The sequence below is a fragment of the Paraglaciecola aquimarina genome, assembly GCF_032464635.1.
GTDB classification, from domain to species: domain Bacteria; phylum Pseudomonadota; class Gammaproteobacteria; order Enterobacterales; family Alteromonadaceae; genus Paraglaciecola; species Paraglaciecola aquimarina.
On record NZ_JAWDIO010000002.1, the window covers coordinates 3,600,626 to 3,614,724 of the forward strand.

The 14,099-nt window shown below is 39.8% G+C and carries 7 protein-coding genes and 3 pseudogenes; 6 read left to right on the forward strand and 4 right to left on the reverse strand.

Features of this window, described 5'->3' with window-relative positions; genetic code table 11:
* Positions 1 to 9: 9 nt before the first annotated feature.
* The gene (locus tag RS130_RS17835; RefSeq protein ID WP_316027044.1) at positions 10 to 192 is read right to left on the reverse strand and encodes a hypothetical protein; all 183 of its coding nucleotides are present in this window, start codon (positions 190 to 192) and stop codon (positions 10 to 12) included.
* Between the two features lie 60 nt (positions 193 to 252).
* On the reverse strand, positions 253 to 729 hold the full coding sequence (sixA, locus tag RS130_RS17840) for a phosphohistidine phosphatase SixA (protein ID WP_316027045.1): 477 nt from the start codon (positions 727 to 729) through the stop codon (positions 253 to 255).
* Positions 730 to 845: 116 nt separating this feature from the next.
* On the opposite strand from sixA, the gene RS130_RS17845 reads away from it, so the two are divergent.
* The 5 genes and pseudogenes from RS130_RS17845 to RS130_RS17870 all read left to right on the forward strand — a co-directional run bounded on the left by RS130_RS17845 (position 846) and on the right by RS130_RS17870 (position 8,870).
* The gene (locus tag RS130_RS17845; protein WP_316027046.1) at positions 846 to 3,608 is read left to right on the forward strand and encodes an insulinase family protein; all 2,763 of its coding nucleotides are present in this window, start codon (positions 846 to 848) and stop codon (positions 3,606 to 3,608) included.
* Positions 3,609 to 3,790: 182 nt separating this feature from the next.
* A complete protein-coding gene (locus tag RS130_RS17850; RefSeq protein WP_316027047.1) occupies positions 3,791 to 4,486 on the forward strand; it encodes a ligand-binding sensor domain-containing protein in 696 nt (231 codons plus the stop codon).
* A 14-nt stretch (positions 4,487 to 4,500) separates the two neighbouring features.
* A pseudogene (locus RS130_RS23905) lies at positions 4,501 to 8,295 on the forward strand (EAL domain-containing protein).
* 128 nt (positions 8,296 to 8,423) lie between these two features.
* Complete coding sequence (locus tag RS130_RS17865) at positions 8,424 to 8,612, forward strand: hypothetical protein (protein WP_316027050.1); 189 nt, start codon at positions 8,424 to 8,426, stop codon at positions 8,610 to 8,612.
* A gap of 96 nt (positions 8,613 to 8,708) precedes the next feature.
* A complete protein-coding gene (locus RS130_RS17870; RefSeq protein WP_316027051.1) occupies positions 8,709 to 8,870 on the forward strand; it encodes a hypothetical protein in 162 nt (53 codons plus the stop codon).
* Positions 8,871 to 9,285: 415 nt separating this feature from the next.
* Here RS130_RS17870 and fadJ read toward each other — a convergent pair.
* Positions 9,286 to 11,429, reverse strand: a pseudogene (gene fadJ / locus RS130_RS17875) (fatty acid oxidation complex subunit alpha FadJ).
* Between the two features lie 11 nt (positions 11,430 to 11,440).
* Positions 11,441 to 12,751: an acetyl-CoA C-acyltransferase FadI gene (fadI, locus tag RS130_RS17880; protein WP_316027052.1), complete on the reverse strand. Its 1,311-nt coding sequence runs from the start codon at positions 12,749 to 12,751 to the stop codon at positions 11,441 to 11,443.
* A gap of 381 nt (positions 12,752 to 13,132) precedes the next feature.
* On the opposite strand from fadI, the pseudogene RS130_RS17885 reads away from it, so the two are divergent.
* A pseudogene (locus RS130_RS17885) lies at positions 13,133 to 14,090 on the forward strand (AAA family ATPase).
* The last annotated feature ends 9 nt before the right edge of the window (positions 14,091 to 14,099 follow it).

The window sequence follows — 14,099 nt, forward strand, 5'->3', positions numbered from 1 at the left end:
AGATAAACATTAACTATCTGTGTTTTTCAGTCTATTTTGTTTGATTTTATTTTTTAAGGATTCAACCTTACCATTCAATTGACTTAGGCGATCGATGATCTGCTGAAGCTCATCATCGTGAGTCAGTTGTGATTCATCAACATGATGCCTTAGCACCTGCTGTAAATATGCGGGTAAACTTTTAGTCGCCATACCCGTATTATCGACCAGCAGATATTTTTTCTAAAGAAAATAACGCATTTTTATGAAAAATTATTGGGGATGGTAAACTTTTTCAATTTTACCTTTATGTGTTTTAACATTGTAATCCACGATGGCGATGCTAGAGGTGTCAAATAGCATAGAGCATCTATCAACTGTAATGCCCTCTAATAAAAAACAAATAAAAGGCATATGAGTGACCACTAATAAATATTCTAATGCGCTATCGTTGGCAATAACTGAATCGAGATAGTCGTGAACCATTTTGGGATCGCCATTAGGGATCACATCATCTGAAGATTCTTCTCGTTTTGACTTGATCGAATGGCTTACTTCTTGGTAAGTTTGTTTCGCTCTTTGAAAAGAACTCACTATTGCTAAATCTATCGAGTTGTCGGCACCTAAGTACTGACTGAGCCAGTTACCAGCTAAATGAGCTTGTTGAATACCATTTGCAGTTAAACACCTCTGACTATCCGGCTGGCCAAATGTATTTGCTTCCCCATGACGCATGATAATTAATTTCATATATTTGCTGAAATTTGTATTGGTAACAATAATATAGCAAGATAATAAGTTAAAACCTCAATCAAGTCTAAATTAGTTTATGCTTGAGATATCTACCTTATAGCGGAAAGTTTACTTTGTTAAAAAGCATCTATGATAAGCGTCAGTATAAATATCTACATTTAGACAATGGGATGCGGATATTTTTAGTAGAAGATGCTAACTGCACAAAAAGCGCGTGTTCTATTACGATAAATTCAGGGCATTTTAACGACGACAACGACTGCCATGGCCAAAGTCACCTCTTAGAACATATGCTTTTTTTGGGCAACAAGAGATACCCCAAAGCAAACGAGTTGTTAGATTTCCTATCTGCCCATGGCGGTCATATCAATGCACAAACGGGCACCGAATACACAAGTTTTTTCTTAGACTGCCCCCAAGAAATTGAAAGCCAAGCAACAGCGCATCTATATCACATGTTGGTAGACCCCCTTTTCAACGAAGTGTTAATCGACAAAGAAACAAATGCAATCGATGCTGAATTTAAGTTAAAGCAAAAAGATGAAATTAGGCGCCTTTACCAAGTACATAAGGAAACGTGCAACCCTCTACATCCATTTAGCAAATTTTCTGTTGGAAATAAACAAACCTTTTCGGCGTTTAGTATTAAGCAGTTAAAATCAAAATTAGCACGGTTACATAGCGCTTTTTATCAACCACAAAATTGCTGCATGTGCTGGATTAGCTCTTCACCAATTGCAGACAGAGCGCATCTCATTACTCAATTGTTTTGCCAATGGCAAAACAGCCATAACCTTCCCCATCATAAGTTGCCGCCCCTTTATTTAGCAGAAAACTTGGCAACAAAAATAAGCATCAAACCTTTGCAACATGCGAAACGCCTGATCTTAACGTTTGCGTTACCCAACCCTCGCATTCATTTTAGAAGTAAACCACTAAGTATCCTAAGTCACTTATTAGGGGACGAAGGGGCAGATAGTTTACTGGATTATTTAAAAAATAAAGGATGGGCTTCTAACTTAAGCGCTGGCGGCGGTATTGAAGGGAGTAATTTTAAAGATTTTAACATCAACATTCAGCTTACTGATACAGGTGTCAGCCATACCACGAATATCATTAGTGCCTTATTCAACTTTATACATGTGATTAGAGAAAAAGGACTAGAACCTTGGCGGTTTGAAGAAATAAGCACCTTAAACAGACAGATGTGGGACTTTTCAGAAGTCGCTAAGCCGATAGACGAAGCGCTTCAGTTAAGTGAGGCAATGTTTGAATACAGTGAGGCCTACTTACTTGCTGGAGACTATATTTTAGATGAAATAAAACCTGAATTATCGCTCCAGTTATTAACTTATTTCACCCCTGAAAACATGCGAGTCAAGTTTATTCATCCAGAGGTAAAGACCAATAAAATTGCTAAGTGGTATGAAACGAGATTTGCTGTTGAGAAACTACACCAAGAAGAAACCTCACAATATCTAGATAAAACCCTAGCTAACCAGTTTGTGCTGCCTCAACCCAATCAATTTTTGGTTAACTCCCCTACACTCAAACCCATTGACAACAACTTTGCTGTTCCCAAACCTATTGTCAACGAACAAGGGTTACATTTATGGTATGGCCAAGACAATACATTTAAATTACCTAAAGGTGACTGTTTCCTGACCTTTGATTGTCAGGCTATCAACCAAGGAATTGAGATTGCAAGCAGTAAACGTTTATGGATTGCCCTGCTAAACGAAAAACTCAACAAGCGCTATTACCAAGCAGAATTGGCAGGGATGAACTTTCATTTTTATCCACATCAAGGCGGGTTTTCATTGCAAACCAATGGCTTCAGTGACAATCAACTGACCTTCTGCACAAAACTATTAACACAAATTATTCTGCATGAAGACTTTACCCAAAGTTTCGCAGAAATAAAGAAACGACAAATACTGGGTTTATCTAATGCACTACTTAATAAGCCTATCAATTTATTATTTTCCCGCTTAGCGGTGCTGATGCAACAACATAGCTATTTACCCCTTGATATGGCAGATACTATGCAACACCTCACACCAAACGACGTTTACCAAACAAAGCAAAAGCTGCTTGGAGAGTTTCATCTTGAAGGGCTAATGTATGGAAACTGGACAGAAGACCAAGCACAGGAAGTAAGCCACACTATCCGAGAGTTTAGGCAGTCTCACCCAGTTTGCAGTAAGGTAAATAGAGGGGTCGCCGATATTCGGAACAAAACCGTTGTTACCCATCAAGTCACCTGCCATCATCCAGATCCAGCAATTGTGATGTATTTTCAAGCGCCTGACGCAAGCGTCAAAAATGTCGCGTTAACCATTCTATTGGAGCAATTAGTAGCGGCCCCATTTTTCAATGATATGCGAACAGAACGACAACTAGGATACTTAGTTGGATGTGGCTATATTCCTTACAACCAGTACCCTGGAATAGCTTTTTACATCCAATCCCCCCACTCTTCTGCATCAGGATTAATCAATGCTGTACATGACTACTTGCAAACGTTATATCATTCGATAGATAGCTATTCTAGAAAATGGGACTCTGTCAAAAAAGCGGTCATTAGACAATTTTCAGAAAAAGACGTTAATTTAAATATGAAGAGCCAACGATTCTGGATGGGAATAGGTAATCAAGACTACAATTTCAATCAGACAAACCGTATGGCCAAGACCATTGGTGAATTAGGTCTGTCTGAACTAAAAGCCTTTCTACAACAGTTGTTAGACAAACAAGGGTTCGGCGAAATAATTGTGCACAGTGGCGAATTGGACGAAGTGTCATCGGACATGTCGATAGCAATTGATGACCCAACATTATTTAAGGGTTCACATTCTTATAAAAGGGAATTATAGTTACCAATAGGTAGCCAATGGCTTTATTTGCCGAAAGAAACAATTGAAATCACTTCATATGTAATATGTAATATGTGGCATTTGCTTATACTGGGCTAACAAATTAAGCAACTTGAGAACATTGCGATACGGATACGCAGCTAAAACAATAACAAAGTACAATAACTAGCGTTAGGTGAAAAGTGCATATTCGTAAACTATACCATCAATATTTATCTGTCATCATTGTCCTATTAGGTATTGGCGTTGTGCCAAATATCAATGCAGCTAGCAATGTATTTGTTAATTACAATAAGTCTGACAACCTTATCCAAAACACAGTTACCGATATTGTCGAAGACAAAAATGGCTTCATCTGGTTTTCCACCTTTGAAGGGTTAAGTCGATTTGATGGCTACGAATTTAAAAACTATCCCCCTTCCTATACGCTACCAAATTCTATCCCCGCAGGTTTTATCAAGAAACTTCAGCTCGATTCAGAAGGTCAACTTTGGGTCGCCACAGTAAACGGGTTGGCAAAATACAATACTTTGAGTGATGATTTCACTGTCTTTGACAAAAATAATAGTGATTTAAAAAGTAATGAAATTTACACCTTGTCGATCAATAGAAATGGGCAACTTCTCGTTGCTACCGACGAAAACCTTTATCTCTATGAACAATACTCTAAGCGTTTTTTGCCCTTTATTGTTGGCGGAGAAAATCTGCCCAGAGAAATTAAATTCATTCTTAGCGAAGACGATAAAACTTGGATTGGTAGTTTAGGCCATGGCGTCTACTTGCTAGACCATAGCACCAACATTTTGTACGACCTGAAAAAAATAACCCTTGGAATATTGATCTTGACGCGAATTACCTCTTCGATATCAAAAAGATAGATAGCAAATACTGGATGGGTACCGAAAATGGTGTGTATATAGTGGATTCAAATACAGCGCAATTGAATATACTAAACAACACCAGCTCGCCCTCTATTGCGGGAAAAGAAGTACGCAGTATTATTCAAGATGGCGAAGGTAAAATATGGCTAGGTACTACCACTGGCATTAGCATATTAAACGCAGATGAAACCCTACAGTTTACATACAACGATGAAAACAGCATTAACTTTGGGCTAAACAGCAGCCACTTTTATAAGCTATTCATTGATTCGAACAAGACTATTTGGCTTGGGACCTATTCTGGTGGAGTCTACAAACATTCTCTACAAGAAAATCAAATAAAGCTTTTTGAAAGTTCGCCGCAGAATCCTAATTCATTATCCGGAAATCTAATTTGGGGTATAAAAGAGGACCCCAAAGGCAATATCTGGATAGCGACACAAACAGCAGGGCTCAGTCTATTTGACCCTAAAAGTATCACTTTCAAAAACTACCTAAAAGACTTTAATCATCATATTTGGTCCATCACCATAGACGACAATAATCGACTTTGGATAGCCAGTTCTGGAGGGGTGTTTGTCTATGAACAAACACGAGAAGCTAATCTCACGTTAGTGAAAACCCTATTAACTGGACAAAATATTTTACAAGTTAACTATTATGCTGGAAAAATTTGGCTGCAATCGAATAACAACACTATTGCCTGGATAGATGCGACTAGTTTTTCTACCCACTCAGAGCCTTTAGCTAATCAAAGCATTAAATGGGTTAGACCTATATTTTTAGATAGCACTAATAACCTTTGGTTAGACACTAATGTAGGAATTTTACACTACCATGTCGACTCACAAAAAGTGAGCCGGCTAGTATTAGATTTCAATGACGACAATACGCGATACTTTAGTAAAGTCATCGAGACCGAAACAGCATTTTGGTTATCCTCTTTTGGCTATGGCTTAATAAAAATCGATAAAACTAATTATGAATTGTTAGAAGAGATAAACACCGGCAACGGACTTAGTAGTAACCAAGTAATGAATGTCATTATTCAAGGTAGGAGTTTATGGGTCTCTTATTCAAACAGCGGAATAGATGAGGTTTCATTAGATAGCAATCAAGTATTACAGAATATTGCCCCTGAAATGCTAGGTTTCAATGAATTAAATGAAAGCGTCGGATTATTGACACATAGTCAACAATTACTATTTGGTGGAACAAATGGTTTTGCCATGTTTGAACCGGAACAATTATCAGTCACCTCTCAAATCAATATACAAGGCATTACCGGCAAGAGTAAAGTCCCTACTATTACTCAACTGCGTGTGTTTAACCTGCCTGTTGATGTACGTAGCGCCAACAGCCCTATTAACGCGATCATTAATAGTTTGGACGAAATAAATCTGCCATACGAATCCAACATGTTGAGTTTTAAATTTGCGCAAGTAAATCCCGTTAATCCAAAAGCAATAAAGTATCGTTACAAATTAAAAGGCTTGTCGGACAAATGGATAGAGACCGTATCCGAGTCTCCTAGATACGCTCACTTCTCCAATCTTGATTTTGGAACATACCAGTTTATAGTACAAAGCAAGGCGCCTTTAACACCATGGTCTAATGATAAAGTATTAAACATTAATATTGCCCCCCTATTTGGCTGCAAACCAACTCTCTGATATTTTTCGGAGCGATTATTGTATTAATACTGATTTATTCCCTAAAACAAATTCGCAATAGACACGCCATTCGTCAGTCTATTTTAGAGAATGAAGAACGTTTAAAACTGACGCTATGGAGCAGCGGTGATGAACTGTGGGATTGGGATATTAGTCAAAGCCAAATTTTTCGCTCCAATACCTTGGGGCACACTAGACTTTCCTCAAGATGACATTCGTGTCAATAGCTCATACGAAGCCAATATACACCCGAATGATATACAGCGAGTTAAAGAATCTCTAAATACTCACCTCAAAGATAAATCGGAACATTATGAGATGAGCTACCGCGTTAAAACTTACAGAGGTGAGTGGCTGTGGGTGTTAGACAGAGGTAAAGTCGTAGCCAGAGATACCAATGCGCAAGCGCAACGAATGACAGGAACCTTAAAGAACATTAGTCATTTAAAGGTTGCAGAGGAGCAACTAAAATTATTTAAACGCTCAATTGAAACCATCTCTGATGGTGTGTTTATCACCGATACAAACTTTAAGTTTATTTCGGTCAATAACTCGTATTGTAAATATACAGGTGAAACCAGAGAACAAGCGCTGGCCAATTACCTTAGCTTTCATCAATATCCTGGAGCGTTTACCGAAGAAGTCAAAAAGTCACTAGTTCAAAAAGGGAATTGGTTTGGTGAAGTAGAATCCCGTCGTACAGATGGTGAAAAATATGAAATGGAACTTAACATTGACGCCATCACTGATGAAGACGGAAAAATCAGTCATTATGTTGGTGTATTTTCAGATATTACTGCTCGTAAAGGTACTGAAAAAGAGTTACTAAAACTCTCTAATACAGACCCACTGACAGAATTACCCAATCGATCATTCTTTTTGGCTAATCACTCAAATATTGTAAGACGCAACACGCCGCACGCCTTAATTTGTTTAGACATGGATAACTTTAAGAGGATTAACGATTCACTTGGCCATCAAACCGGTGATATTTTAATCAAACAAATCGCCAGGAGATTACAAAAACTAGCCGGAACTGACTCTACCGTATATCGGTTGGGTGGAGATGAATTCAGTGTTCTGGTAGACAAAACCACAGATATTCATACCATCACGCACTTTGCTCAAAGCATACTAGACTGCATGGCGCGCCCTTTTATGATTAATAAACAGGAGTTTGTACTGGGAGCAAGTTTAGGCATAGTGTTTTCCCCTGAAGATGGCGGCACGTCTCATGAACTGCTTAAAAATGCAGATACCGCCATGTATTTTGCAAAAAATGCCGGTGGTAATAAGTACCAATTTTTCAGTGGCGAAATGAATCAAAACGCGGTTAGGCAATTGCAAATTGAAAACTTAATTAGACATGGTTTAAAGGAAGATCTGTTCTCTGTGTTTTACCAACCCAAGGTGGACATCGCCAGCGGAAAACTGGTCAGTATGGAAGCACTTGTTCGTTATGAGCACCCAGAAAAAGGAATTGTAAGTCCAGCACAATTTATACCTTTGGCTGAAGAAACCGGCCAAATTATAGAGATTGGCGAAGTCGTTTTACGTAAAGCCTGTGAGCAAACTAAGCGGTGGGTTGACTCCGGATTGTTTACCGGCCGTGTAGCAGTAAATATATCCGCTAGGCAATTTGAAATACCTGATCTTGACGACAAAATAATGAATATATTAAAACAGGTAGGCCTTTCTCCCCTTCACTTAGAGTGTGAAATTACTGAAGGCACATTAATGCAACATCCTGAAAACGCACTTTCAATGATGCAGCGTTTGCGAGAAAAAGGGATTCACCTCGCATTAGATGACTTTGGTACAGGCTATTCATCTTTAGCTTACTTAAAACGCTTCCCTATCAATACCCTTAAAATAGACAAAGCATTTATCGACGATATCGCAAAAGCGTCAGATGATAGATACATGACTCAATCAATAATTACCATCGCTCACAATTTAGGATTAAAAGTTGTCGCCGAGGGAGTAGAAGAAGAAAATCAGTTAGTAATATTACGTAAATTCAAATGCGAGATGTTGCAAGGCTACCTTTATAGTAGACCTCTAAATGCTAGTAGGTTTGAGAATTTACTCAAAGAGAATCATGAACTAAAACAACTTATTCAAAACGCATAAATTACGTGTAGGCAAAGTCACGCCTGCAAACGCCCTTCAATGGATACATGTGGCAATTTATTACCGTTAAACCACGGCGGTAATTAATATGCTCCCAATAAACGCCCCCCATTCCAATAAGTAAATGTATGCACAGCGAAAATCTAGTGTTTAGCTTAAACGATACTTCTTATCCAGAACTCAGGTTATTTAATGGAACGGCTATCAGTATTAGCCGAAAATACACCGTCAAAATGACGGTAAGTCAGCATAATTTCATGGCCAAACAAACAACAAGCCCATTTATACCCATTAACTTCCTCAATACTCCCTACTAACTCAAAAGTTGGCACACTTTAAGCTATGTATAGATTGACCGACAAATAAATGTCGGCAAATATAAAAAACGTCAATAATCAAAGAGGAAAGTAAAGATGTTAAAAGCTTATGCAGTAGCAATGGTATTAGCCAGCAGTAACCCAGTAGCAGTTAAAGCAGAAAAAAGTGTACAAGCTCCGGTTAAAAGCCAAGCCAGTGCAACAAAATCTGTTGTAACGACTAAAAGCGGTGTAAGAGCTGGTACTGTTAGATTTTAATATAAGAAATGACATCACTGCTTTCAAAGCTATGATTGAATATTTAGTCTAAAGAGATGGACCTCTTTCCTAAGCTCTAAACAATGTGGCACCGGTTCCTCTAGCACGTACTAGCTTCATTCTTTGTCTAGATCTAAATAAAGGATATATAAACGGACCAAAAACCAACCCTGCTAAAGCCCACTTCTTGGCTGTCAATCCCGACTTAAACGACTGTACATAATACAAAATACTAAATACAACAGAACTTATAATAAAAACCATCCGTTACCTCACCGATTAATTTAATTCCCAATTACTGCCTTTGTCAGGCCCAAACAACCAATCGGTAGTTTCGATGTATTTTACTCATTTTTTATACAAAAAAACTGGATCAAGGTATTAATTGATCCAGTCAGGTATACAAAATTAGTATTTAATAGAAAGAAGTTTCTCTTTCGACCATAACTTGCAAGCAATTTGCAGGGGTAAACTTATCTCCAAGTGAACTCTGATAATACTCTAGCCTTGAGACAACATGAGAAATACCAAGAGAGTCCATATAACGAAATGGCCCCCCAAGAAAAGGAGGGAAACCAATGCCGAAAATAGCACCAATATCCCCATCACGCGCGCTCCTGATGACTCCTTCATCTAAACATCTAGCCGCTTCATTTAACATCAGTAACACACAACGTTCTGCTACTTGCTCATTGCTCAGCGTCACTGAGGGGGTAATACCGAATAGGTCATATATGCTGGCATCAACTTCCTTACCTGTATTTTTTCCCAGAATAATCATAAAAGCCACTCTGGTTTTTCTTACCTTTACGGCCATCAGCCAGCACTTTTTCAAATTTAGGATTAGATGAAAAACGCTCGCCAAACTGCGCTTGCAAAATAGGACCTATCTTAGTGCCTACATCAATTCCCACTTCATCTAGTAATTTAATGGGGCCAACAGGAAACCCAAACTTGACTAACGATTTGTCAATATGCTCTACAGGTTCACCACTCAATAGTAGCTCAGCCGCTTCATTAACATATGGTGCTAAAATGCGATTAACGTAAAAACCCGCACCGTCTTTCACTACTATTGGTGTTTTACCTTGCTTTTTCGCCAATTCCACCGTTGTAGAAATCGTTAAATCAGAGGTTGTATCATGGGCGATCACCTCAGCTAAAGGCATTTTGTCTACTGGTGAAAAATAATGTAACCCTATAACTTGCTCTGGGCGTTTGGCTTTAGCGGCAATTTGAGTAATGGGAATGGATGAAGTATTTGAAGCAAAAATCGTATGCTCCGCACAATTTTTCTCTACTTCAGCGACCATATTTTGCTTTAAGGTCAAGTCTTCAAACACCGCTTCAATCACTACATCTACATCAGAAAATCCGGCATAATCAACAGAGCCTGTTAGTAAAGACAATTGTTTTTGCATTTCTGATTTTTTAATAAAACGGCGCTTTAGTTTCTTATTTAAAATGTCATAACTATATTTGATAGCATTGGCGATCCCCTCAGACCGAATATCCTTAATTCTCACAGGTATACCCGCTTTAGCTGCGGTGACAAAGGCAATTCCCCCCCATTAAGCCACCGCCCAACACGCCGACTTTATTCACAGCGGCGGGAGACACGCCAGCAATGCCTAACTCTTTTTTCATCTCTGTTGAGGCAAAAAACAGACTCCGCAAGGCCGTTGATTCAGCTGTCATCACTAAATGACCAAAATGTCTTGCCTCTACTGCTAAACCTTTGTCCATACCTTGGTTAAGACCCGTCTTGATACAATCTAAAATAAGATCGGGTGAAGGATAATTGCCTTGCGTTTTTAGCGCAGTCTGTTTGGCCGCTTGGCTAAACAGGATATTGCGACCTACTTTTGTTCGCTCTAAAAACCTGCCCATTAGATTAAGTTTTACTGGAGAGCGCTTAGGTTTTGGCTTCTTAGCCATTTCAATGGCCACATCCAGTAAAATGGACTGCGGCACCATATCATCTACAATGCCATATTTCTGAGCTTGCTTGGCACGAACAGATGCGCCAGTTAACATCATTTTCATCGCTTGTTGAATACTGATCAATCTAGGTAATCTCTGTGTGCCACCACTACCTGTAAGCAACAAGCCTAATTGTACTTCAGGTAAACCCAATTGGGTTTTCCCATCATCACTACACACACGATAATGACAAGCCAAAGCCAATTCTAAACCACCGCCTAATGCAGGCCCATGAATAGCTGCGACAAAGGTCATAGGCATATTTTCAATTCGTTGGAATATCCCTTGTCCACCTTTGGCTATGTTAGTTGCATCTTCTGCAGTTTGACATTGATCAAGCATGCTAATGTCAGCGCCTGCGACAAAAGAATTCGCTTTACCACTAATTAACACCACACCTTTAATGCTTGAATCGGCTTGAATTTGGCTTAATACCGCATCTATTTGTTCGGCAAACTCCACCTTTAAGGTGTTCATGGTTTCACCCACAACATCCATAGTCAAAATAGCAACACCATCATCACGTATATCTAATGAAAAAGCGCTTTGAACCTGTGAATTATCAGTTGTTGTCATGGTCATAGTTCCTACTCTGTTTCAACTATCATTGCCGCGGCAAGCCCACCGGCCGCACATGCGGTTAATAAACCACTACCGCCACCGCGACGATTTAACTCATTTAGCATTTGCGTAATCATACGCGTTCCTGTCGCTGCAAACGGGTGTCCGTATGCGAGCGAGCTGCCCATCACATTGAATTTGTTCATATCGACTTCGCCGGTTGCCTTACTGCGGCCCAATTTTTCTTGGGCAAACTTATCACTAGCAAACATTTTCAAATTGGCCAGTGTTTGGGCAGCAAAAGCTTCGTGCATCTCGATTAAGGTTAAATCGTTTAAGGTCATGCCTGCACGATCTAGCGCCATAGGCGTGGCGTATGAAGGGCCCATCAACATATCTTGCCACACATCAATGGCAGCCCAAGCGTAACTTTTTATGAAACCTAATGGGCGATATCCCAAGGCTTTAGCGCGACTTTCTGTCATCATTAAAATGGCCGACGCACCATCAGTAAGAGGAGTAGCATTTGCCGCTGTCACCGTGCCGTGTTTACGATCAAATACGGGACGTAATTTAGCATAACCTTCTAGATTCGAATCAAAACGCACATTGTTGTCTTTCTCTAGTGCGGTTTTAAAAGGCTCTGGATAGGCAGTCATAACTTCGCCCTGCAGCTTTCCATCATTCCAACTTTGTGCGGCTAAGGTATGCGAACGATGGGCTAACGCATCTTGATCTTGGCGACTAATATGATGGGTTTTAGCCATTTGTTCAGCAGTTTGCCCCATGGATAAGCCGGTAGAATATTCGGCTACGGCTGGAGGAACGGGTAGTAAATCTTTGAACCCTAACTTTTTAAGTACCTGCCATTTTTGAGCTAATGTTTTAGTTTTTTGCAGGTCAACCAGCGCTCTGGCTAAGCGCTTAGACACCCCTATAGGCGAAACAGAAGTAGAATCTGCCCCACCTGCCACACCAACCGTAATATTCCCCGCCATCATCGACTCAGCGATATTAACCGTTGATTGAAAACTAGTCGCGCAAGCTCTAGATACACTATAAGCATCGGTATGCACATTCATGCCAGTACCCAATACAATTTCTCTGGCAATATTCGGCGCCTCAGGCATTTGCACTACTTGGCCATACACTAACTGTTCAATTAGTTCTGCATCAAGATTGTTGCGTACTAACATTTCATTGACGACCATTTTGCCTAAATCTACAGCAGGCACTCCATGGAAGTGGGTCGCCATTTTTGCGAACGGCGTTCGTAGACCAGCTACAATAGCAATTCTTTCGCCTTGTCTGGTGGTTACATTTTGCTTAGTTGTCATTTTCTACCCTTATAAATATACAAAACCAGTGGTCTGACCTGTAAACCAAACCCGATTGTACAGAGTTCCCAACTTTAGTACAAGGCTACCAAGTTGTAGAATTAAAATTAAAATATAATACTTATAATACAATGTGTTACATGAATAGAGCTGGCCCAAACTGCTGCTCTCACAGCAGAACAGCGGCCATTTATGAATAGTTAATTTTACCCATGATCAGCTGATCTATTCGGTATTTAATGGTTTATTTAAAGCTTTGTAACATTGTTTTTCAAGGATGGAACCTTATATCAGGTAGCATTGTCTCTAGTGGCAACAAAATTGTTTTACGAAATATAGAATTTTTAGTTATCCCATTTTAAGCAGGAAAAAATTAACGCCATGGCAGCAGCTCAATTCGAACAGTTACAAGCGTACTTAGATAGTCAAGTAATAGGTCAACAAACCCTCACTAGGAACATATTAGTCGCATTATTGGCTGATGGGCATTTGCTGGTAGAAGGACCTCCAGGGCTAGCCAAAACCCGTGCGGTTACTGCATTGGCAAAAAGTGTTGAAGGAGATTTTCATCGTGTTCAATTTACGCCGGACTTATTGCCAGCGGATTTAACTGGTACCGACATATATCGCCCGGAAACAGGTAATTTTGTATTTCAGCAGGGGCCTTTATTCCATAACTTAGTTTTGGCAGATGAAATCAACCGAGCGCCGGCTAAGGTTCAGTCAGCCCTACTAGAAGCCATGGCCGAAGGGCAAATTACAGTAGGCAATAAAACTTACCAACTACCTGAATTATTCTTAGTGATGGCGACTCAAAACCCCATCGAACAGGAAGGGACATATCCTTTGCCGGAAGCGCAACTCGATCGATTCCTGATGCATTTAGAAATTAACTATCCAAGGCGCAGAAACTGAGTTAGACATTTTACGATTAACGCGGGATGAAGCGATGCATAAAGCACCCATTAGCCCCCCTACTCTAACTCAAGTAGATATTTTTAATGCGCGACAAGATGTACTAAAAATTCATCTCGATGACAGTTTAGAACAATACATAGTGCAACTTATTATCGCTACGCGCCAGCCCGAAAAGTATGATGCAGAATTAGCGAGCTGGATTGAATTTGGCGCCAGTCCTCGTGCCACCATCGCCTTGGATAAGTGTGCCCGAGCACACGCGTGGTTAATGGGTAGAGACTTTGTCGGCCCAGATAATATTCAGGCGGTATTTCATAACGTATTACGCCATCGTGTATTACTTAGTTACGAAGCTGAAGCCGAAGGAATAGGTCGCAATCAAGTATTAGATAAAATTTTACAGTTAGTCAGCGTTCCTTAATCGACCAAG